Source organism: Stenotrophomonas pavanii (assembly GCF_900101175.1).
GTDB classification, from domain to species: domain Bacteria; phylum Pseudomonadota; class Gammaproteobacteria; order Xanthomonadales; family Xanthomonadaceae; genus Stenotrophomonas; species Stenotrophomonas pavanii.
This window is the reverse complement of record NZ_FNFQ01000006.1, coordinates 39,406-60,676: the sequence shown is the minus strand read 5'-3', so window position 1 is coordinate 60,676 and position 21,271 is coordinate 39,406. Positions and strand designations below refer to the sequence as shown.

At 67.0% G+C, this 21,271-nt stretch carries 21 protein-coding genes and 1 tRNA gene; 19 read left to right on the top strand and 3 right to left on the bottom strand.

The window, feature by feature from the left end; all coding sequences use genetic code 11:
- The first annotated feature begins 3 nt into the window (after positions 1–3).
- The 3 genes from BLS66_RS11525 (at position 4) to BLS66_RS11515 (ending at position 2,337) form a co-directional block, all read left to right on the top strand.
- Entirely contained in the window at positions 4–618 is a 615-nt protein-coding gene (locus BLS66_RS11525) for a YqaA family protein (RefSeq protein WP_014036746.1), read from the top strand.
- Positions 615–1,400: a peptidoglycan DD-metalloendopeptidase family protein gene (locus tag BLS66_RS11520; RefSeq protein ID WP_049464679.1), complete on the top strand. Its 786-nt coding sequence runs from the start codon at positions 615–617 to the stop codon at positions 1,398–1,400. Before BLS66_RS11525 ends, BLS66_RS11520 begins: the two co-directional genes overlap by 4 nt.
- A gap of 448 nt (positions 1,401–1,848) precedes the next feature.
- Positions 1,849–2,337, top strand: coding sequence for a YqhG/Tai3 family protein (locus BLS66_RS11515; protein WP_049469045.1), 489 nt, complete (start codon positions 1,849–1,851; stop codon positions 2,335–2,337).
- A 27-nt stretch (positions 2,338–2,364) separates the two neighbouring features.
- Here the strand turns inward: BLS66_RS11515 and BLS66_RS11510 are convergent, their stop codons facing one another.
- Complete coding sequence (locus BLS66_RS11510) at positions 2,365–2,739, bottom strand: Mth938-like domain-containing protein (protein ID WP_014646710.1); 375 nt, start codon at positions 2,737–2,739, stop codon at positions 2,365–2,367.
- 13 nt (positions 2,740–2,752) lie between these two features.
- Positions 2,753–3,058, bottom strand: coding sequence for a ribosome assembly RNA-binding protein YhbY (gene yhbY / locus BLS66_RS11505; protein ID WP_049469012.1), 306 nt, complete (start codon positions 3,056–3,058; stop codon positions 2,753–2,755).
- 65 nt (positions 3,059–3,123) lie between these two features.
- On the opposite strand from yhbY, the gene rlmE reads away from it, so the two are divergent.
- The 16 genes from rlmE (at position 3,124) to BLS66_RS11425 (ending at position 18,727) form a co-directional block, all read left to right on the top strand.
- Complete coding sequence (rlmE, locus tag BLS66_RS11500) at positions 3,124–3,756, top strand: 23S rRNA (uridine(2552)-2'-O)-methyltransferase RlmE (protein WP_005409014.1); 633 nt, start codon at positions 3,124–3,126, stop codon at positions 3,754–3,756.
- A 69-nt stretch (positions 3,757–3,825) separates the two neighbouring features.
- Positions 3,826–5,760, top strand: a complete 1,935-nt coding sequence (gene ftsH, locus BLS66_RS11495) for an ATP-dependent zinc metalloprotease FtsH (protein ID WP_049469014.1) — start codon at positions 3,826–3,828, stop codon at positions 5,758–5,760.
- Between the two features lie 99 nt (positions 5,761–5,859).
- Complete coding sequence (locus tag BLS66_RS11490) at positions 5,860–6,045, top strand: hypothetical protein (RefSeq protein ID WP_049469015.1); 186 nt, start codon at positions 5,860–5,862, stop codon at positions 6,043–6,045.
- Positions 6,046–6,239: 194 nt separating this feature from the next.
- Positions 6,240–6,743, top strand: a complete 504-nt coding sequence (locus BLS66_RS11485; protein WP_074725913.1) for a hypothetical protein — start codon at positions 6,240–6,242, stop codon at positions 6,741–6,743.
- A 192-nt stretch (positions 6,744–6,935) separates the two neighbouring features.
- Complete coding sequence (folP, locus tag BLS66_RS11480) at positions 6,936–7,832, top strand: dihydropteroate synthase (protein WP_074725912.1); 897 nt, start codon at positions 6,936–6,938, stop codon at positions 7,830–7,832.
- Positions 7,832–8,785: a tRNA (adenosine(37)-N6)-dimethylallyltransferase MiaA gene (gene miaA, locus BLS66_RS11475; RefSeq protein ID WP_074725911.1), complete on the top strand. Its 954-nt coding sequence runs from the start codon at positions 7,832–7,834 to the stop codon at positions 8,783–8,785. The genes folP and miaA overlap by 1 nt, the downstream gene beginning before the upstream one ends.
- 96 nt (positions 8,786–8,881) lie before the next feature.
- The gene (gene hfq, locus BLS66_RS11470; RefSeq protein WP_004152891.1) at positions 8,882–9,157 is read left to right on the top strand and encodes an RNA chaperone Hfq; all 276 of its coding nucleotides are present in this window, start codon (positions 8,882–8,884) and stop codon (positions 9,155–9,157) included.
- 14 nt (positions 9,158–9,171) lie between these two features.
- The gene (gene hflX / locus BLS66_RS11465; protein ID WP_074725910.1) at positions 9,172–10,482 is read left to right on the top strand and encodes a ribosome rescue GTPase HflX; all 1,311 of its coding nucleotides are present in this window, start codon (positions 9,172–9,174) and stop codon (positions 10,480–10,482) included.
- 119 nt (positions 10,483–10,601) lie between these two features.
- On the top strand, positions 10,602–11,096 hold the full coding sequence (locus BLS66_RS11460; protein WP_053463576.1) for a CinA family protein: 495 nt from the start codon (positions 10,602–10,604) through the stop codon (positions 11,094–11,096).
- A 34-nt stretch (positions 11,097–11,130) separates the two neighbouring features.
- On the top strand, positions 11,131–12,813 hold the full coding sequence (ubiB, locus tag BLS66_RS11455; protein WP_074725983.1) for a 2-polyprenylphenol 6-hydroxylase: 1,683 nt from the start codon (positions 11,131–11,133) through the stop codon (positions 12,811–12,813).
- A gap of 155 nt (positions 12,814–12,968) precedes the next feature.
- Positions 12,969–13,604: a transcriptional repressor LexA gene (gene lexA / locus BLS66_RS11450; RefSeq protein ID WP_046429914.1), complete on the top strand. Its 636-nt coding sequence runs from the start codon at positions 12,969–12,971 to the stop codon at positions 13,602–13,604.
- A 203-nt stretch (positions 13,605–13,807) separates the two neighbouring features.
- Positions 13,808–14,845 (top strand): recombinase RecA, encoded by a 1,038-nt coding sequence (gene recA, locus BLS66_RS11445; protein ID WP_049420399.1) that lies wholly within the window; start codon positions 13,808–13,810, stop codon positions 14,843–14,845.
- 110 nt (positions 14,846–14,955) lie between these two features.
- Positions 14,956–15,447: a recombination regulator RecX gene (gene recX / locus BLS66_RS11440; RefSeq protein ID WP_049469023.1), complete on the top strand. Its 492-nt coding sequence runs from the start codon at positions 14,956–14,958 to the stop codon at positions 15,445–15,447.
- Positions 15,448–15,556: 109 nt separating this feature from the next.
- The gene (alaS, locus tag BLS66_RS11435) at positions 15,557–18,205 is read left to right on the top strand and encodes an alanine--tRNA ligase (protein ID WP_074725909.1); all 2,649 of its coding nucleotides are present in this window, start codon (positions 15,557–15,559) and stop codon (positions 18,203–18,205) included.
- Positions 18,206–18,352: 147 nt separating this feature from the next.
- Entirely contained in the window at positions 18,353–18,556 is a 204-nt protein-coding gene (gene csrA, locus BLS66_RS11430; RefSeq protein WP_004152909.1) for a carbon storage regulator CsrA, read from the top strand.
- Between the two features lie 78 nt (positions 18,557–18,634).
- Positions 18,635–18,727, top strand: a tRNA-Ser gene (locus tag BLS66_RS11425).
- Positions 18,728–18,786: 59 nt separating this feature from the next.
- On the opposite strand, the gene BLS66_RS11420 is transcribed toward BLS66_RS11425, so the two are convergent.
- Complete coding sequence (locus tag BLS66_RS11420) at positions 18,787–21,117, bottom strand: TonB-dependent receptor (protein ID WP_074725908.1); 2,331 nt, start codon at positions 21,115–21,117, stop codon at positions 18,787–18,789.
- Between the last annotated feature and the right edge of the window lie 154 nt (positions 21,118–21,271).

Sequence of the window (21,271 nt, the reverse complement as noted above, 5' to 3'; positions counted from 1 at the left end):
TGCATGAAGATTTTCGGGCCGCTGTACGAGCGGGCGATGAAGTGGGCGGCGCACGAACGCGCGCCGACCTACCTGACGGTGTTGAGTTTCTTCGAAGCCATCATCTTCCCGGTGATGCCGGAGGTGATGCTGGCGCCGATGTGCGTGGCCCAGCCCAAGCGGGGCTGGTGGTTCGCCACCCTCAGCCTGGCGGGCTCGATGGTCGGCGCACTGGTCGGCTACGCGCTGGGGCATTACGCCTTCGAGGCGATCAAGCCACTGTTCGAAGCGCTGGGCATGTTGCCTGCGATCGAACAGGGCATTACCACCGTGCAGGCGAAGATGGCCGAATCGCCGTGGGCGGTGTTCACCTTCCTGGTGCTGGGCGGCTTCATGCCGATCCCGATGAAGGTCTTCACGTGGGCATCGGGTATCGTCGGCGTGCCGATGCCGCAGTATCTGTTGAGCATGCTGATCGGTCGCGGCAAGCGCGTGTTCGTGCTGGCTGCGGTGATCCGTATCGGTGGTGCGCGTGCCGAAGCGGCATTGCGTCGCTGGATTGAACCGCTGGGCTGGATTGCCACCGCGCTGGTGGTGGTGCTGATCGCCTGGCTTGTATGGAGGTCGAAGTTCGCATGAGTCCTGATCGTCTGAGCAAGGGAGTGCGCATCGGCGCGCTGGCGTTGCTGGTTTCCACCCTGGCCGCCTGCGGCACCGCCACCGTGGTCCGCCCGGGCGGCGGCAGTGCCGGCGGTGCGGTGACCACGCCGAAGACCTCGGTGCCCAAGCCCGGGCAGACCGTGGTGGTGCGCAAAGGCGACACCATCTATGCGCTGGCCCGCATCCATGACATCACGCCGGCCGACCTGATCGCGTGGAACAGCCTGGACAATCCTTCGACCATCTACCCGGGCCAGGTGATCCGCCTGTATCCGCCGGGTGCGGGCGGTGGTCGTGCGCCGACCACGGTGGTCACTGCGCCGCGCCCGGGTGGCAGCAGCGCTGGCAGTACTGCGCCGACCCCGGCACCGGCCGGTCCGGTGAAGAGCAATATCGCCTGGCGCTGGCCGGCCGATGGCGCCATCGTCGGCCGCTACGTTGCCGGCGATGCGACCAAGCAGGGCGTGGACATCGCCGGTACCAGCGGCCAGCCGGTCAAGGCCGCCGCCAACGGTGTGGTGGTGTACTCCGGCGCCGGCCTGGTCGGCTACGGCGAGCTGATCATCATCAAGCACAGCGACCAGTGGCTGTCGGCCTATGGCCACAACCGCAAGCGCCTGGTGAACGAAGGGCAGAGCGTGAAGGCAGGCGAGCAGATCGCCGAGATGGGCCGCACCGGCGCGAACCGCGACATGGTCCACTTCGAGATCCGCTACAACGGCAAGCCGGTCGACCCGCAGCAATACCTCCCGGCGCGTTGATCGCGGGTTCGCCATCTGGGCGGATCCCCGGCCCGGCGCAGCGCGCCGGGCGTTCACTGACGGCACGGCCCATGGGCCGCAAGCGCCGTCAGCTCACCCGCTACAACGGCAAGCCCGTCGACCCGCAGCAATACCTCCCGGCGCGTTGATCGCGGGTTCGCCATCTGGGCGGATCCCCGGCCCGGCGCAGCGCGCCGGGCGTTCACCGACGGCACGGCCCATGGGCCGCAAGCGCCGTCAGCTCACCCGCTAGAACGGCAAGCCGGTCGACCCGCAGCAATACCTCCCGGCGCGTTGATCGCCGGATGCGCAAGCGCCGAGCCGCGCCCGGCGTCCTCGCCTGGTGGCGTCGGGCCGGGCGAGGCGCGCGTTTGAGAGACGTATCTCAACCTTCCCGACGGGCGCGGAACGCGGCATGCTGCTGCGCACCCAGCCAACCCGGTGCCGTATGAGCCGCTTCGCCGTCTTCCTGCCGCTGCTCATCGTCGCGCCGCTGGCCGCCGCCAGCACCGATCCGCGCGAGGTGGTTACCCGCCTGTACGCTGTCGTCCAGGCGCCGGCGTCGGACGACGCGGCCATTGCGCCGCTGCTGGGCGATGCCCTGCGCTCAGCGGTCGAGGCGCAGCGCGCTTACGAGCGGGCATGTACCACACTGGCTGCGCCTGACGAGAAGCCGCACATGCTCGACCAGAGTCCCTACCTGATGGCGCCGGATCGACCGCAGACGGTGAGCGTGGGAATGCCCGGATCCACCGGCAACGCCACGTGGGTCCCGGTCGATCTGGCGGTGGGTGACTATCGCTGGACCGACCGGGTCCTGCTGCAGCGGCAGGGCCAGGACTGGCAGGTCATGGAAATCCGCTGGGGGCAGGGCGGCAACCTGATCGGTCGGCTGCAGGCGTTCTCCGCGTTCCGCTGCACGCCTTCGCGCAGCTAGCGCCGGGCGGCACCCGGCGCCTCGAATTCAGCCTTCCAGGATGAAGGCGGCGGCGACCTTGCGGCCTTCGCCGGCCAGGATGTTGAAGGTGCGCGCGGCGGCCGGATTGTTCATCACCTCCAGGCCGATGCCACGCGACAGGCAGGCGGCCATCACCACCGCAGGCGGGAACACCTGACGGTCACCCGTGCCCAGCACGATCAGCGCCGGGTTCAGCGCCAGGATCGGCTCCAGGTCCGCCAGCTGCAGCGCGGCGGCACTTGCCACCGGCCAGTGCGTGACCAGTTGGTCCGGGGTGAGGAAGAAACTGCCGCCCAGCACCTGGTCATTCACCTTGGCCGAGCGGCCATCGGCGGCGCGCAGGCTGTAGGCGTAATCCGGCGGTTCGTGGTTCAGCTGCATGACGGTGGGACGATCAGCCGCGCGGCAGCACGATCTGACGCTGTTCCTTGCTCGGGCGGTACAGCACCGCGACGTGGCCGATGCGCTGCACCAGTGCACTCCCGGTAGCTTCGACGATCTCGCCGATCATCGCGTCACGGGCGTCGCGATCCTCTGCGGCGACCTTCACCTTGACCAGTTCGTGGCGCTCCAGCACTTCGTTCAGCTCCGCGATGAAGGCCGGGGTCACACCCTTGCCGCCGGTCTGCAGCAGGGCCTTCAGGTCGTGGGCTTGGCCGCGCAGGAAACGGGTCTGGGAGGCGGTCAGGGCGATGGACATGCAGGAAAACACGGTTGAATGGGGCGATCAGGGTATCATGAGGACCCCATCAGCCCCTATTTTCAATGGCTACCCGCAGCAAAAGCAGCCAGCGCTGGCTCAAGGAACACTTCTCCGACCCCTTCGTGAAGAAGGCGCAGGCCGAGGGCATGCGCTCGCGCGCCGCCTACAAGCTCGAGGAGCTGCTCGAACGTGACCGCCTGCTGAAGCCGCACATGGTGGTGGTCGACCTTGGCGCGGCCCCCGGTGGCTGGTCTCAGCAGGTTCGGAGACAGATCGGCGACACCGGTCGCGTGCTGGCACTGGACATCCTGGACATGCCGCCGCTGGCCGGCGTGGAGTTCCTTCATGGTGACTTCAGGGAAGAAGCCGTCCTATCACAGTTTGAAGCCATGCTCGGGGACCAGCCGGTAGACCTTGTGCTGTCGGACATGGCCCCCAATAAGAGTGGTGTGGGCGCGGTCGACCAGCCGCGGATGATGCACCTGGCGGAGCTGGCCCTGGATTTTGCCGACAACCACCTCAAGACCGGTGGGGCATTCCTGATCAAGCTGTTCCAGGGTGAGGGCTTTGACGACTACGTGCGCGACATGCGCCGCCGGTACGACAAGGTCTCCATCCGCAAGCCGGAAGCCTCGCGCAAGCGCTCCCCCGAGGTGTATGCCTTGGGTCAGGGAAAACGCGCCCACATGAAGTAAGCTCGCACTGTACGCAAGTTCGACCCCCACGCAACGCCAGCACTGAGAGGAACACCGGAGCCAATGAGGATGAACGACTTGACCAAGAACCTCCTGCTATGGGTGGTCGTCGCCGTCGTGCTGATGGTGGTCTTCCAGAGCTTCTCGCCCAAGACCTCGGGGGCGGGCGCGCAGGGTGCGTCCTACTCGCAGTTCCTGGACCAGGTGGACAGTGGCAACGTGCAGAAGGTCGCCTTCGGCGGCGACATGCGTGGCGGCACCAGCCAGCTGACCTACACCACCCGTGGTGGGCAGTCGTCCACCATCACCGCGCCGTTCGATCGGGACCTGATCAACGTGCTGCGTACCAAGAACGTGGAAATCGTGCAGGAGGAGCCGTCCAGCGGCATTTCCCTCGGCGCGATCCTGATGAATTTCCTGCCGGTCATCCTGATCATCGGCTTCTGGTTGTTCATCATGCGCCAGATGCAGGGCGGCGGTGGCGGTGCCAAGGGCGCGATGTCCTTCGGCAAGTCGCGCGCCAAGCTGCAGGGCGAGGACCAGATCAAGGTCACCTTCGCCGACGTCGCCGGCTGCGACGAGGCCAAGGAAGAAGTGGGCGAGCTGGTCGACTTCCTGCGCGACCCGTCGAAGTTCACCAAGCTGGGCGGCAAGATTCCGCGCGGCGTGCTGATGGTCGGGCCGCCGGGTACCGGCAAGACGCTGCTGGCCAAGGCCATTGCCGGCGAAGCCAAGGTGCCGTTCTTCTCGATCTCCGGTTCGGACTTCGTGGAAATGTTCGTCGGCGTCGGCGCCAGCCGCGTGCGCGACATGTTCGAGCAGGCCAAGAAGCATGCCCCGTGCATCATCTTCATCGACGAAATCGACGCCGTCGGTCGCCATCGTGGCGCCGGCCTGGGCGGTGGCCATGACGAGCGCGAGCAGACCCTGAACCAGCTGCTGGTCGAAATGGACGGTTTCGAGGGCGGTGAAGGCGTGATCGTGATTGCCGCGACCAACCGTCCGGACGTGCTGGACCCGGCGCTGCTGCGCCCGGGCCGTTTCGACCGCCAGGTCGTGGTCGGCCTGCCGGACGTGAAGGGCCGCGAGCACATCCTGAAGGTCCACATGCGCAAGCTGCCGCTGGCCGACGACGTCGAGCCGATGGTGATCGCGCGGGGTACTCCGGGCTTCTCCGGCGCCGACCTGGCCAACCTCTGCAACGAGGCGGCCCTGTTCGCCGCGCGCGGCAACGAGAAGGAAGTCCGCATGGACCACTTCGACCGTGCCCGCGACAAGATCCTGATGGGTGCCGAGCGCCGCTCGATGGCCATGAGCGAGGACGAGAAGACCCTGACCGCGTACCACGAAGCGGGTCACGCCATCGTCGGCCGCCTGGTGCCCGAGCACGATCCGGTCTACAAGGTCACCATCATTCCGCGCGGCCGTGCGCTGGGCGTGACGATGTACCTGCCGGAAGGCGACAAGTACTCGATGAACCGCGTGGCGATCCAGTCGCAGCTGTGCTCCCTGTACGGCGGCCGTGTCGCCGAAGAGCTGATCTTCGGCGAGGACAAGGTCACCACCGGTGCCTCCAACGACATCGAGCGCGCCACCAAGATGGCCCGCAACATGGTCACCAAGTGGGGCCTGTCGGAGCAGCTCGGCCCGATCGCCTATGGCGAAGAGGATGACGAGGTGTTCCTGGGCCGTTCGGTCACCCAGCACAAGAGCGTGTCCAACGACACGGCGCGCCGGATCGACGAGGAAGTGCGCAACATCCTCGACAAGGCCTATGCCCGCACCACCCAGCTGCTGACCGAGAACATCGACAAGCTGCATGCGATGTCGCAGCTGCTGCTGCAGTACGAGACCATCGACGCGCCGCAGATCGACGCCATCATGGAAGGCCGCGATCCGCCGCCGCCGGCGGGCTGGAGCAAGTCGAACAAGGACGGTGGCAACGACAAGGGCGGCGACGCCCGCCCGCTGCCGCCGATCGCAGGCCCGGCCGAATCGCATTGACGGCCCGTTGCACGTAACACCAGACGAGGCCGGGGCAACCCGGCCTTGTCGTTTCCGGGCCTTCGGCCCCTCCCGAACCGAACTGATGCTGGAGCCTGCATGTCCGCCCCGAAGCCCGAACCGATTTCCCACACCGCCGAAATGATCATCGCCACCGTGGTCGGCGTGGGCGTAGGGCTGGGCGCCGACAACCTGCTGCTGGGCTGCGTGGTGGGCATCGCCGTCGGCGTCGTGCTGAGCATCGCCAGGACCCTGTACGTGGATCGCCGGCGCCGGCGGCGTTGACGGCGCCGCGGCAGGGCGCGTTCCCGTCAGCACCGTTGCGCGGTGGGCGGTGACTCCCGCCGCGTGCGCATGATCTCCACCGCGCAACACGACCGCCCCCTGCACGGGTTGGGCCTTGCACGACAGCCCGTTCGCGCGTCACGATGCGCGGCCACGGCCGCCATAGGGGGAGGCCGGGATTACAGGGGAACACCATGAAACTGCTGCTTCCGCTGGCCCTCGCAGGGCTGGCAACCATCGCCGTACCCGCCGCTGCCGCAGACATCCGCACCGCACAGCCGGTTCCTTTCGCGGACTCGGCGATCATCGCCGACGCCATCAGGAACGAGTGCAGCATCGGCACCACGCTGGCGCAGTCGCTGTCCACCCATGCCACCCGTCACGGCAATACCGTCGTACCCGGCCCGGTGGGTGCGGAGAGCGGCAACGGACGTTCACTGAAGCTTGAGCTGATTGAAGCGCAGAGCGCAGGCAACGCCTTCGTCGGCCACTTCAAGTCCGCCGCCGTGCGTGGCGTGCTGTTCGAGGATGGCCACCAGGTCGCGACGGTGACCGCACGCCGCGTGTCCCGCGGCGGGGCGTTCGGCGGTTTCAAGGGGTCCTGTGCCGTGCTCGATCGCACCGTCAGCGCCATTGGCGAAGACCTTGCGGGCTGGTTGGCGGCGCCGACGGACAACGCGCGCCTCGGCGATTTCTGAGGGCGCTGTCGTTACCCTCGGATGTCCGTGCCCGCTTCGGTGGCGCGGACATCCCCACCGTGTGTCATTGCCCGGACGGGCGTGCCGCAGCGCCTGCGGCCAAGCGGCAATGCGGGTGCGGGAACAACGGCGCGCATGCGAGGGTCCGGGCCGCGGCTTAAACTACGCCTCGTTGCCCCAGCAGGATTGCCCATGTTCGATACCTCGCCCCAGCTCGATTGCGCCGGCCGCATCCTGCGCCTGGACCGTGCCCGGGTCATGGGCATCGTCAACGTCACCCCCGATTCGTTCTCCGATGGTGGCGCGCACGACACCACCGAGGCTGCGGTCGCGCATGGACTGAAGCTGGTCGAGGAGGGTGCGGACCTGCTTGATATCGGCGGCGAATCCACCCGCCCGGGCGCCGCGCCGGTCTCGATCGAGGAAGAGCTGCGTCGGGTGATTCCGGTGATCGAGCAGTTGGCTGCGCGCACGCGGGTGCCGATCAGCATCGACACCTTCAAGCCGGAGGTGATGCGCGCGGCCGTGGCCGCTGGCGCCGGCATGATCAACGACATCTTCGCCCTGCGCCAGGACGGCGCGCTGGAGGCGGCCGCCGAAGCCGGTGTGCCGGTGGTGTTGATGCACATGCAGGGCGAGCCGGGCCACATGCAGGCCGATCCGCACTACCACGACGTGGTCGCCGAAGTGCACGGTTTCCTGGTGCAGCGCCTGTTCGCCGCGGAAATGGCTGGCATCGCGAAGAAGAACCTGCTGATCGACCTCGGTTTCGGCTTCGGCAAGACCACCGCCCACAACATGACCCTGCTGGCGCGCTCGGAGCGCTTCTTGGAACTGGGCGTGCCGGTGCTGGCCGGCCTGTCGCGCAAGCGCAGCCTGGGCGAACTCACTGGCCGCGACATGCCCTCCGAGCGGGTGGCGGCGTCGGTGGCCGCGCACCTGATCGCGGTCCAGCGCGGCGCGCGCATCGTGCGCGTGCATGACGTGGCGGCCACCGTCGACGCGCTGAAGATCTGGCAGGCCGTCGAGGCCGTGCCGACGCCGCGTGCCGATGCCGCGCCGACGATCCGTTGGCCGGACGAAGACTGATGGCCATCGACCGGCGTCCGTTGGCGATCGCCGTCATGGGCCCCACCGCCAGCGGCAAGACCGCCACGGCGATCGCCCTGGCGCAGCAGCTGGATGGCGAGATCGTGAGCGTCGATTCGGCGCTGGTGTACCGCCACCTGGACATCGGCTCGGCCAAGCCCGATGCGGCCGAGCGCGCGCAGGCGCCGCACCATCTGCTGGACGTGCGCGATCCCTGGCAGGCGTATTCGGCGGCCGAATTCGCCGCCGATGCCGGCCGGGCCGTGGCCGACATCGTGGCGCGCGGCAAGCTGCCGATCCTGGCCGGTGGCACCGGGCTGTACTTCCGTGCACTGCTGCAGGGCCTGTCACCGATGCCGGAGGCCGATCCGGGGGTGCGAGCGGTGCTGGCCGCCGAAGCCGCCGAGCGCGGCTGGGCGGCACTGCATGCAGAGCTGGCCAGGGTCGATCCCGCCGCGGCCGCGCGCATCCATGCCACCGACCCGCAACGCATCCAGCGCGCGCTGGAGGTCTTTCGCCTGACCGGCGTCCCCATCACTGAATGGCAGCGCCGGCCTGGCGTGGCGCCGCTGCCGGTGCGCACCCTCAAGCTGATCCTGGCCCCGCGTGACCGCGCGGTGCTGCACCAGCGCATCGAGGCGCGCTTCGACGCCATGCTGGCGCAGGGCTTTCTCGACGAGGTGCGGGCGTTGCGCGCCATGCCGGAAATGGCCGCAATGGAGGCGCCGCTGGACCTGCCGGCCGTGCGCGCGGTCGGCTATCGCCAGGCGTGGGAGTACCTGGACGGGGAGGGCGATGCCGCCCGTTTCCGTGACAAAGCGATCTTCGCCACCCGCCAGCTGGCCAAGCGCCAGCTGACCTGGCTGCGCGGGGAGCTTGATGCGCGCTGGTTCGACCCCCATATCGACCACGAGCGCCTGGCTGGCGCGGTGTCGACCTTCGTCGCACGCTGAACCGACGCCAGCCGTGTAACATCGTCGGTCGGCGGGCGGCTCGGGGGCCGTGGCAACCGTCGGCAACCCAATAAGAACAATAATCAGGAGTGTGCAATGTCCAAGGGGCAATCGCTGCAGGATCCTTTCTTGAACGCACTGCGGCGCGAACGCGTGCCGGTTTCGGTGTACCTGGTGAACGGCATCAAGCTGCAGGGCACGATCGAGTCGTTCGACCAGTTCGTGGTCCTGCTGCGCAACACGGTCAGTCAGATGGTCTACAAGCACGCCATTTCCACGGTGGTCCCGGCACGCAATGTGAAGGTCGGCCCGGGTGGTGGTTACGTGCAGTCCGGTGAAGGTGGTCAGGCAGGTGATGAAGCAGACGAGTAATACCGGAGCGGTGAATGTTTGACCGCTCGAAAAAGGGCGAGCACGCCCTGTTGATCCAGCCCCATTTCGGCAAGCTGGAAGACGATGTGCTGGAAGAATTCGGTGATCTGGCCCGCTCCGCTGGGGCCAGCATCGCCGCGACGATCACTGCGCGCCTGGACCGTCCGAATCCGTCTACCCTGATCGGCAGCGGCAAGCTGGACGAGATCAAGGCCGCGGCCGATGCCAGCGGTGCCGACCTGATCCTGGTCAACCACGCGTTGAGCCCGGGCCAGGAGCGCAACCTTGAGCGCTTCCTCGAGCGCCGGGTGATCGACCGTACCGGCCTGATCCTGGACATTTTCGCCCAGCGTGCGCACAGCCACGAAGGCAAGCTGCAGGTCGAGCTGGCGCAGCTGCGCCACCTGGCCACGCGGCTGGTGCGCGGCTGGACCCACCTGGAGCGCCAGCGCGGCGGTTCGATCGGCCTGCGCGGCCCGGGTGAAACCCAGCTGGAAACCGACCGCCGCCTGCTGCAGAAGCGGGTCGAGCAGCTGCAGAAGCGCCTGGAAAAAGTGGAAGTGCAGCGCACCCAGATGCGCCGTGCGCGTGTGCGCAGCGAGCTGCCGCGCGTGGCCCTGGTGGGCTACACCAACGCCGGCAAGTCGACCCTGTTCAACGCCATGACCGGCGCCGAGGCCTATGCGGCCGACCAGCTGTTCGCCACGCTGGATCCGACCGTGCGCCGCATCGCGGTGCCGGGCGGCAACGTAGTGCTGGCCGATACCGTCGGCTTCGTCCGCGACCTGCCGCATGATCTGGTCGCCGCGTTCCGCTCGACGCTGTCCGAGGCACGCGAGGCCGATTTCCTGCTGCACGTGGTCGACGCCGCCGATCCGCACCGCGAGGAGCGCATCGCCCAGGTGGACGAGGTGCTGACCGCGGTCGGTGCCGGCGATCTGCCGCAGCTGCTGGTGTTCAACAAGATCGACCGCATCGAGGGTGCCGATGTCCGCCACGATGGCCAGGACGGAATTCCGGACGAGTCGCGCCGTGAACGGGTGTGGATCTCCGCGCGTGACGGGCAGGGCCTGGAGCTGCTGCAGGCGGTGCTGGGCAAGCGGCTGGGCCTGCAGCATGTCACCGGCGAACTACGCCTGCCGCCGGATGCCGGCCGCCTGCGTGCGCGCCTGCATCAGCTGGAAGTGATCTGCAGCGAGCAGGCCGACGAGGACGGCTGGCTGCTGCAGGTCGACCTGCCGGTCGCCGAAGCCGAAAAGCTGGCCGCCAGTGCCGATGGCGGCCCGATCCGGGCGCTGCTGCCGGAAAAACTGCCGGAGTGGTGAGGTAGCGGCCGATGCCGGGGAGTGCCGGCCGCTGGCCGGCAACGCAACCGTGCCGGAGGGGCGCGACATCCGCCTGTCATCTGCGGTACAACGGGGTTCTTCACCCCACCGTCATGCCGATGTCCATCCCCACCGACGCCGATCTCAATGCCCAGTCCGCCGCGCTCGGGCAGCGCCTGCAGCAGGCTTCGCTGCAGCTGGTCACCGCCGAGAGCTGCAGTGGCGGCTGGATCGCCAAGTGCATGACCGACATCGCCGGTTCTTCGGCGTTCTTCGACTGCGGCATGGTGGTCTACAGCTACGAGGCCAAGCAGCGCCTGCTGGGCGTCCGCGCGCAGACACTGGAGCAGTTCGGCGCGGTCAGTCGCGAAGCCGTGCTGGAGATGGTGTCCGGCGCACTGGTCAACTCCGGCGCCGGCATCGCCGTCGCGGTGACCGGCATCGCCGGCCCTGGCGGTGGCAGCCCGGACAAGCCGGTCGGCAGCGTCTGGATCGGCTGGAAGCGCCGGGGCGGCTACGCCCGCGCCGAGTTGTTCCAGTTCGACGGCGACCGCGAAGCCGTCCGCCGGCAAACCGTAGCGGCGGCATTGCGCGGTATCGACGCCCAGCTGTGACATGCTGCCCCGGTAACCGTCCGGAGCACGCATGATGTGGGAAACGCTGGGCACGGTCCGTGACCTGGGCCGACTGCAGGAAATCGCCGTTGTCCTGATCCGCTACGGCTTCGGCGACGTGGTGCGGCGCATCGGCCTGGCCACCACGCTGGAGCGGGCAGGGCGCCTGCTGCACTGGAACGAGGACCGCCAGGAACTGCTGCGGATGACCGCACCGGTGCGCGTGCGCAGCGCGATGCAGGATCTTGGCCCGACCTTCGTCAAGCTTGGCCAGGTGCTGGCAACGCGCGTCGACCTGTTGCCGCCGGAGTGGATTGCCGAGCTGTCCGAACTGCAGAACGCGGTGCCGGCCCTGCCGTACGCCGAGATCCGCGAGCAGCTCGAAGCCGACCTGGGCGCGTCGCCGGCGGAGGTATTCGCCTTCCTTGATGAAACCCCGATGGCCGCCGCCTCGCTGGCGCAGGCCCATCGCGCCCGGCTGCATGATGGCCGTGAGGTGGTGCTGAAGGTGCGGCGTCCCGGCATCCGCGACGTGGTCGAGGCCGACCTGCGGCTGCTGGCGCGGCTGGCCGAGATCGTCGAGGCCCGGTTGCCGGACCTGCGTCGCTATCGCCCGGCCGAGGTCGTGCAGCAGTTCACCGTATCGCTGCGCCGCGAGCTGGATTTCGCTGCTGAATGCCGTAATGCCGAACGCATCGCGCGCAACTTCAGCGGCCGTGACGACATACTGATTCCGAAGGTGCACTGGCAGTGGACCTGCGAGAGCCTGAACGTGCAGGACTTCGTCGAGGGCATTCCCGGCCGCGATCTGGCCGGCGTCGATGCGGCGGGCCTGGACCGGCGCGAACTGGCACGGCGTGGCGCCGGCATCGTGCTGAAGATGGTGCTGGAGGACGGCAGCTTCCACGCCGATCCGCACCCCGGCAACATCATCTACCTGCGGGACGGCCGCATCGGCGTGATCGACTTCGGAATGGTCGGCGCGCTGTCCGAAGTGCGCCGCTTCCAGGTCGCGCAACTGCTGCACGGCCTGGTCGAGCAGGACCCGCAGGGCGTGGCGGACTTACTGCTGGACTGGGCCGGCGGCGTTGAAGTGGACGAGAACCGCCTGCAGCATGACATCAGCCAGTTCGTCGACCAGTACCGGGGCGTGCCGCTGAAGGACCTGCGCATCGGCCTGATGCTGGGCGACATCACCCAGTTGCTGCGCAGCTACAGCCTGACCCTGCCGGCGGACCTGGCCCTGATGATCAAGGCCTTCCTGACCCTGGAAGGCATGGGCCGGCAGCTGGATCCGGATTTCGACATGGCCAGCGCCGCGCGTCCGTTCCTGGAGCGGGTCGTGCTGCAGCGTTATGCCCCCAGGGCGCTGCTCAAGCGCGGCCGCCGCAGCCTGTTGGGACTGGTCGACTTCGCCGGTGAACTGCCGCGTGACCTGCGCAAGCTGGTCCAGGCGGCGCGCCGTGGTCGCCTCCAGCTGAAGGTGGAGACCACCGCGCTGCAGGGCTTCGGCGAGCAGGTGAACCGAGCCGCAAACCGGCTGGTGGTAGGCGTGATCACGGCCGCGCTGATCATCGGCTCGTCGATCGTGATGCACAGCGTCGGCGGGGTTTCCAGCCGCTGGCTGCTGGCGCTGGGCGTATGCGGATTCATCGGCGCCGGCTTCTGCGGCGTATGGATCCTGTTCTCGATCTGGAGAAGCGGCAAGCACGCCTAGCGTGCTTGCCGCGGAATCGCGCAGCGATTCCCGTAGAGCCGACCGCTGGCCGGCTGCCTTTGCTTTTGCTTTTGCCGCCCGGCCAGGTGTTCGCGCGCTCGCCGAGCATGCCCCGGCACTTGCAGATCCGAACGTTAGTAGTAATACTACTAACCATGGACCTGACCGACACCCAGCAGGCGATCCTGCAGTTGATCGCCGAGCGTATCGAGAGCGATGGCGCACCGCCGTCGCAGACTGAAATCGCACGTGCGTTCGGCTTCAAGGGCGTGCGCGCGGCCCAGTACCACCTGGAAGCCCTGGAGCAGGCCGGTGCGATCCGTCGCATCCCCGGCCAGGCCCGCGGCATCCGCCTGGTGCAGGCACCGCCGGTGGAGACGCTGGCCGAGCCGGGCCTGCCTGACAGTGTGCTGCGCCTGCCGGTGCTGGGCCGGGTCGCGGCCGGCCTGCCGATCGGCGCGGATATCGGTTCGGACGATTTCGTGGTGCTGGACCGGGTGTTCTTCTCGCCGGCGCCGGACTACCTGCTGAAGGTGCAGGGCGATTCGATGATCGACGAGGGCATCTTCGACGGCGACCTGATCGGCGTGCACCGCACCCGCGACGCCCATTCCGGGCAGATCGTGGTGGCCCGCATCGATGACGAGATCACCGTCAAGCTGCTGAAGATCGCCAAGGACCGCATCCGCCTGCTGCCGCGCAACCCCGACTACAAGCCGATCGAGGTGCTGCCCGACCAGGACTTCGCAATCGAGGGCCTCTATTGCGGCCTGCTTCGGCCCAACCGTTGACCTGTTCCATAGCGCATTACCCGCGGTCTTTTGTGGCGATTCTCTGGTTCCACTGAGGTTGGTACGGATGTCCGATAATTCTTTTCAGAGCGCCGGGCAGAATCTCAGCCTGTGCGATACGTCCGACTTAAAGTGAACCCATGGCAAAGAAGACCCCCAAAGACAGCACCCCCAACGACATGACCTCTGCAAGGACCAATACGATGGACGAGAACAAGAAGCGCGCCTTGGCTGCTGCTCTGGGCCAGATCGAGAAGCAGTTCGGCAAAGGCTCGGTGATGCGCATGGGCGACCGCGTGGTCGAGCCCGTCGAGGCCATCCCGACCGGTTCGCTGATGCTCGACATCGCACTGGGCATTGGCGGTCTGCCGAAGGGCCGTGTCGTCGAAATCTACGGGCCGGAATCCTCGGGCAAGACCACCCTGACCCTGCAGGCCATCGCCGAATGCCAGAAGATGGGCGGCACTGCGGCCTTCATCGATGCCGAGCACGCGCTGGACCCGATCTACGCCGCCAAGCTGGGCGTGAACGTGGACGACCTGCTGCTGTCGCAGCCGGATACCGGTGAGCAGGCGCTGGAAATCGCTGACATGCTGGTGCGTTCGGGTTCGGTCGACATCCTGGTGATCGACTCGGTTGCCGCGCTGACGCCGAAGGCCGAAATCGAAGGCGAGATGGGCGACCAGCTGCCGGGCCTTCAGGCCCGTCTGATGAGCCAGGCGCTGCGCAAGCTGACCGGCAACATCAAGCGCTCCAACACGCTGGTGATCTTCATCAACCAGTTGCGCATGAAGATCGGTGTGATGATGCCGGGCCAGAGCCCGGAAACCACCACCGGCGGCAACGCGCTGAAGTTCTACGCCTCGGTCCGCCTGGACATCCGCCGCATCGGCGCGATCAAGAAGGGTGACGAGATCATCGGCAACCAGACCAAGATCAAGGTCGTCAAGAACAAGCTGGCGCCCCCGTTCAAGCAGGTCATCACCGAGATCCTGTATGGCGAAGGCATCAGCCGCGAAGGCGAGCTGATCGACATGGGCGTGGATGCCAAGCTGGTCGAGAAGGCCGGTGCCTGGTACAGCTACGGTGAAGAGCGCATCGGCCAGGGCAAGGATAATGCCCGTGGCTACCTGCGCGACAACCCGACCGTTGCCGCAAAGCTCGAGGCCGAGCTTCGCGAGAAGTTCCAGCCGGCCGAAGCGGCCCGCGAGGAAGGCGACGACGAAGGCGACGACGAGTAAGGCTTGCTGTGGGGCAGGGCGGCGCCGTCAGTGACGTCGCCCTGTCCCGCAGGTTCGAATCGCCCAGGGACGGGCAGGGCGCCACGGACGGCGCCACCCTTGGAGTACCGATGTCCGACGCCGATGACATTCCCACCGGCCGCAAGCGCCGGCCGCGCGAGCAGACGCCCGTGCAACGTGCGCTGGGCCTGCTGGTCCGCCGCGAGCATTCGCGCAAGGAACTCACCCGCAAGCTGACCGCCCGCGGCATTGAAGACGAAGCCGCGCAGGCCGCTGTCGCCAAACTGACCGAAGCCGGTTGGCAGGACGACACCCGTTTCGCCGAGAACCTGGTGAGGATGCGCGCCAACACCGGTTATGGGCCGATCCATATCCGTGCCGAGCTGGGCACCCACGGCCTGGACAGTGGCGCGATTGCCGCAGCGATGGACAGCTATGAGGGCGACTGGCAGGAAAACGCCCGCGACCTGGTGCGTCGGCGCTTCGGCGAGGCGGGTCCGCAGGACCTGGCGCAGCGGCGCAAGGCCGCTGATCTGCTGGCCCGGCGGGGCTTCGACGGCGACAGCATCCGCCGTGCGACCCGCTATGACCCGGATGACTGAGACTGGCGGCGCCGGGCCTGATACCCTTTAGGTTTTCGGCGGTCCCTCGCGACCCTGGCCAACGCGGCCGGTGGTCCGGGCCCGCCGGCCCGCAGACTGCCAGCCCCCAATGAACGCATCCGCCAAATTCACGACCTCCCAGATCCGCAGCGACTTCCTTGAATTCTTCAAGGGCAAAGGCCACACCATCGTGCCGTCGGCGCCGCTGGTGCCGGGCAACGATCCGACCCTGCTGTTCACCAACTCCGGCATGGTGCAGTTCAAGGACGTGTTCCTGGGCGCGGAAAAGCGCAGCTACGTGCGTGCGGCCGACGTCCAGCGCTGCCTGCGCGCGGGCGGCAAGCACAACGACCTCGACCAGGTCGGCTACACCGCCCGCCACCACACCTTCTTCGAGATGCTGGGCAACTGGTCGTTCGGCGACTACTTCAAGAAGGACGCGATCGCCTGGGCCTGGGAGCTGCTGACCCAGGTCTGGAAACTGCCGGCCGAGCGCCTGCTGGTCACCGTGTACCAGACCGACGACGAAGCCTACGCGCTGTGGCGCGACATGGTCGGTGTGCCGGAAGAGCGCATCGTGCGCATCGGTGACAACAAGGGCGCCCCGTTCGCCTCGGACAACTTCTGGCAGATGGCCGACACCGGCCCGTGCGGCCCGTGCACCGAGATCTTCTACGACCACGGCGACCACATCGCCGGCGGTCCTCCGGGCTCCCCGGATGAAGACGGCGATCGCTTCATCGAGATCTGGAACCTTGTGTTCATGCAGTTCGACCGCCAGCCGGACGGCTCCCTGGTGCCGCTGCCGGCGCCGTGCGTGGACACCGGCATGGGCCTGGAGCGCCTGGCGGCGATCCTGCAGCACGTGCACACCAACTACGAGATCGACCTGTTCCAGGCGCTGATCCGCAAGGCCGCCGAGCTGACCGGCACCGCCGACCTGGAGAACAAGTCGCTGCGCGTGATCGCCGATCACATCCGCGCCTGCTCGTTCCTGATCGTCGACGGCGTGCTGCCGTCCAACGAAGGCCGTGGCTACGTGCTGCGCCGTATCATCCGCCGCGCCCTGCGCCACGGCTGGATGCTGGGCGTGCGCCAGCCGTTCTTCAGCAAGCTGGTGCCGACCCTGGTCGAGCAGATGGGCGAGGCCTATCCGGAACTGCCGGCGGCGGTGGACACCGTCACCCGTGCGCTGCAGGCCGAGGAAGAACGTTTTGCCGAAACCCTCGATGCCGGCATGAAGATCTTCGAGGACGTGGCCGGCAAGGCCAGCAACGGCGTGATCCCGGGCGTTGACGCCTTCCGCCTGTACGACACCTACGGTTTCCCGCTCGACCTGACCCAGGACATCGCCCGCGAGCGCGACCTGACCGTCGACATCGCCGGCTTCGATGCCGCGATGGAGCAGCAGCGCGAAACCGCCCGTGCGGCCGGCAAGTTCGGCGGCGGCGTGACCCTGCCTGCCGAGCTGGTGGCGACGCTCAGCCCGACCCGCTTCCTCGGCTATGACCGCCTGCAGGCCGATGGCCTGACCGTACTGGCCCTGCTCAAGGACGGCCGTCCGGTGCAGTCGGCCGCGGCCGGGGACGCGGTCATCGTGATCACCGACCAGACGCCGTTCTATGCCGAGTCCGGCGGCCAGGTCGGCGACACGGGCGTGCTTGCCGGCAACGGCGTGCGCCTGGCAGTGGAAGACACCCAGAAGTTCGCCGGCCAGTTCCATGGCCATGTCGGCACCCTGTCTGAAGGCGGCCTGAAGGTCGGCGACGTGCTCGCCGGCCAGGTCGATGGCGAGCGCCGCGGCGCCACCATCCTCAACCACTCGGCAACGCACCTGCTGCATGCCGCCCTGCGCGAAGTGCTGGGCACGCACGTGCAGCAGAAGGGCTCGCTGGTCGCTCCGGACCGCCTGCGTTTCGACTTCTCGCACTTCCAGCCGATCAGCGCGGAAGAACTGGCGCTGATCGAGCGCAAGGTCAACCAGCAGGTGCGCGCCAACAACGCGGCCGAAGTCCACACCATGGGCATGCAGGAAGCGCTGGACTTCGGCGCGATGGCCCTGTTCGGCGAGAAGTATGGCGAGCACGTGCGCGTGCTGAAGATGGGTGACTACTCCACCGAGCTGTGCGGTGGTACCCACGTCAACCGTACCGGCGACATCGGCCTGTTCAAGATCACCTCCGAGGGCGGTGTCTCGGCCGGCGTGCGCCGTATCGAGGCGGTCACCGGCCAGGGAGCCCTGGATTACGTGGACGCCGAGGAGGCCCGCCTGGCCGAAGCCGCCGAACTGCTCGGTGGCAGCGCCGCCGATGTGGTCGAGAAGATCCGTGCCCTCGGCCAGCGCCAGAAGCAGTTGGAGCGGGAACTGGAGGCGGTGAAGGCCAAGGTCGCCGCCGGCGCCACGGCCGACCTGTCCGGCCAGGCGGTCGAGGTTGCCGGTGTGAAGGTGCTGGCCGCCCGCCTGGAAGGCTTTGACGCCAAGGCCCTGCGCGATGCCATGGACCGCCTGAAGCAGCAGCTGGGCGACGCGGTGATCGTGCTGGCCGGCGCCCAGGACGGCAAGGCGGCCCTGGTGGCCGGCGTGAACGGCAGCGCAATGGGCAAGGTCAAGGCCGGGGAACTGTTGTCCCACATTGCCAGTCAGATCGGGGGCAAGGGCGGCGGACGCCCGGACCTCGCCCAGGGTGGTGGTGAGGACGGGCCCGCCCTTGCCACTGCGCTGGCTGCAGTCGTCGAATGGGTCAGCCCCCGCCTGTGATGAACCCGGCCGTCCCCCTCCTTGTAGGAGCGGGACGGCTGACGGTACCATTGCGAATCTTTTCCCTTTGTCGTGGTAGCGCTTCTTGACGGAGCGTCAAGCCGGTGGGGGATACCCTTCCACACGGTTCCATGGAGACTTACAAAAATGTTGATCCTGACTCGCCGCGTCGGCGAAACCCTGATGATCGGTGACTCGGTGAGCGTCACCGTGCTTGGCGTCAAGGGTAACCAGGTGCGTATCGGCATCACTGCACCGAAGGACGTCGCTGTGCACCGCGAAGAGATCTATCAGCGCATCCAGCGCGGTGACGAAGCCGGTGGCACCGGCAGCGAAAATTCTGCCGAATAACGCTTTACCTTCGCACTCGATTAACGTTATGATTCACGCCCCGCTGAGGTGCACCGCACCAGACGCGGAGAAAACCCCGGAGTGATGCCCGAGTGGCCGAAGGGGCTCCCCTGCTAAGGGAGTATAGGGTCAAAAGCTCTATCGAGGGTTCGAATCCCTCTCACTCCGCCAGATACAAAGAAGCGCCTGCAGATCCTCGATCTGCAGGCGTTTTTCTTTATGGCCGGTCTTCAGAGCCGTACCGTCACACCGACCTGGAAACCACGCCCCGGCAACGGCGCGATGTATTTCAGCGGCGAGTTGTGTGGACGCGCTTCCTCATTGAGCAGGTTGCTGCCGTTGACGAACACCTCCATGCCGGCGACGTAACTGTTGCGCACCGGAAGTTCACGGCTGACCTGCAGGTCGACCAGGTTGAATGCATCCAGCGGCACTTCTTCGCTGACGTTGCGGCCGAGGTGTTTCTGCGTGCCGTAGTACGTGCTGGACAGCTGCGCCCTCCAGCCCTGGCGCTGCCACTGCAGGCTGGCACCGTAGCGGTTGGTCGGCATGTTCGGCAGGTACTCGCCATCGTTGTGGGCGCGCAGCGAATCAGGGTGATCGGCCTTGTTCTTCACCAGGTCGGCGAAGGCGGAGACGTTCAATGTGCCGTATCGACCCAGATCCAGTGCCTGCGATGCGTCGATCTCGAACCCCTTCACCGTGGTGTCGGTCTGCTTCCAGTACTTCAACGGAAGGCGGTTGGCGGTCTGCAGGCCGGAGTAGCCAAGGTAGAGATAGTTCTCGTACTTCATCCGGTAGGCGGTGGCCGACAGCTCGAAACCTCCAATGTGGAACAGGCCGGTCAGTTCGAGGTTCTTCGCGCGTTCCGGCTCCAGGTTCTGGTTGCCTTCTTCCTGGGTCATCACCGAATAGTGCGCGTTGCTGGCATACAGTTCGTTGATCTCCGGTGCGCGCTGCGAGGACGCGTAGCGCAGCTTGGCGGCGAACAAGGGGCCAAGCTCCACATAGGAACCCAGGCTGTAGCTGTTGAGCCGGTAGGCGCGATCCTGCAGTTTCGTGTTGGCGGCATTGCGCGCGGTCCTGAAGCGGCTGGGTTGAAGCGTGTGATCGGTCCGCTCCTGGCGTACGCCGGCATCGAACGCGACCCAGCCGAAGTCCAGCGTTTCCTTCATGAACACCGCATTGCTGCGGGTGTCGACGTCGGGCAGGTAGCGTTGCGAGCCGCTGCCGGTGACGTCACGCGACTGGTGGCTGAAGCCGAGCAGGCCGCTGAGCGGGCCGATGCGTTGATGGCTGAGCAGCATTTCGGCCTGGGTGCTCTCGAAATCGTAGTCGTTGGCCCTGGTGGCGCCCAGCCGCTCGCCCGAGGTGTTGTCCAGCCTGGAAACCCGGAGTTCCGCACGCTCGAACCACGGCAGCGGATCGCGCAGCAGGGCTTCCAGCGCGTAGCGCTCCTGCCTGATCACCACGCCCACCGGCAGGCCGTCGGCGTAGTTCGAACCGAATGACAGGTTCTGCATCGAAAAGCCCGGCACGCCGTACTCGCTGTCCTTGGCATCGATGCTGACACCGACGTAGCCGCGATCGAAGAACAGGGTCGAGCCGGCGGCCATCTGCGAACTGCGCGCATAGCTGTTGCCCAACCGGTGATGGTAATCGGGCGTTACATCGTTGTTGATCTGCTTCTGCACATACGACGGCGTGCCGGCGACATAGGCCGGGTTGACCGGGTTGATATAGGTGCGGCGCTGCCAGACCGAGGTCGGGCTGTTGGTGTAGAACGAGAAATCACCATCGGCCCAGTCCGGGTTTTCGGTCATGAACTGGTCGATGTAGGGCTGCGAGGCCTTGTTGTAGATCTGCTGGACGCGTGCCTCCTTCTGGCAGCTGTCGGCCAGCGCCGAGTTGACGCCGCCGGTCGGCGGGAACAGGCGGGTGTTGCAGACGGCGGCCTTGCTGTTGCCGGGGATGTCGTAGTGCGAGATGCGCTGGCGCGAGACCTGCAGGTTGGTCGAGAGGTTGCGCTGGTTGTTGAAGTTCATGCGGAAGCCCTGCGCGTCGGCGGCATTGAAGCCCTTGCGCAAAACCAGTTCCATCGACTGGTCCTTGTCCTCCATGCTGCGCGGGATCAGGCCCGAATCGATGTCCACGCTGCCGCCGATCGCATTGCCGCCATAGCGCACGGTGTCCGAGGACTTGTTGACGGTGACGCTGCGCACGAACAGGGGATCGAACGGAATGTTGATGTCGCCGCTGATCGCGTTCATGCCGAGGATGGACTGGCCGTCCTGCAGGATCTGCACGCGATTGCCGCTGAGGCTGCGGATGACCGGGGCGCCCGCGTTCGGCCCGAAGGCACTGCTCTGCACGCCGGAGACGTGTTCGAGCAGGCCGCCGAGGGTGCGGTTCTGTCCCTGCGGATTGTCGACCGTGACCCGGCTGTCGATGCGCGAGGGCGGGGAGGCCTGGACCTGGAGGGTGGGGAGGGTGGGCGCGTCCGCAGCGTGGGCGGTGTGGACGGCGAACAGAATGGCTGAGGCAAGCAGGTGGCGACGCATGATGCGATCCGTGAAGGTGAAGTGAAATGTTATAACGTAACTCTTTGGGTGGACAAGAAGGGGGGGCGCCGCGTGTCGCCCGCGCCTTGCGCGGCCCGCCGATGCCGTGCACGATCCGAGGCGCTGCCCCCGCCACCCGTCAATGCAGTGCCTT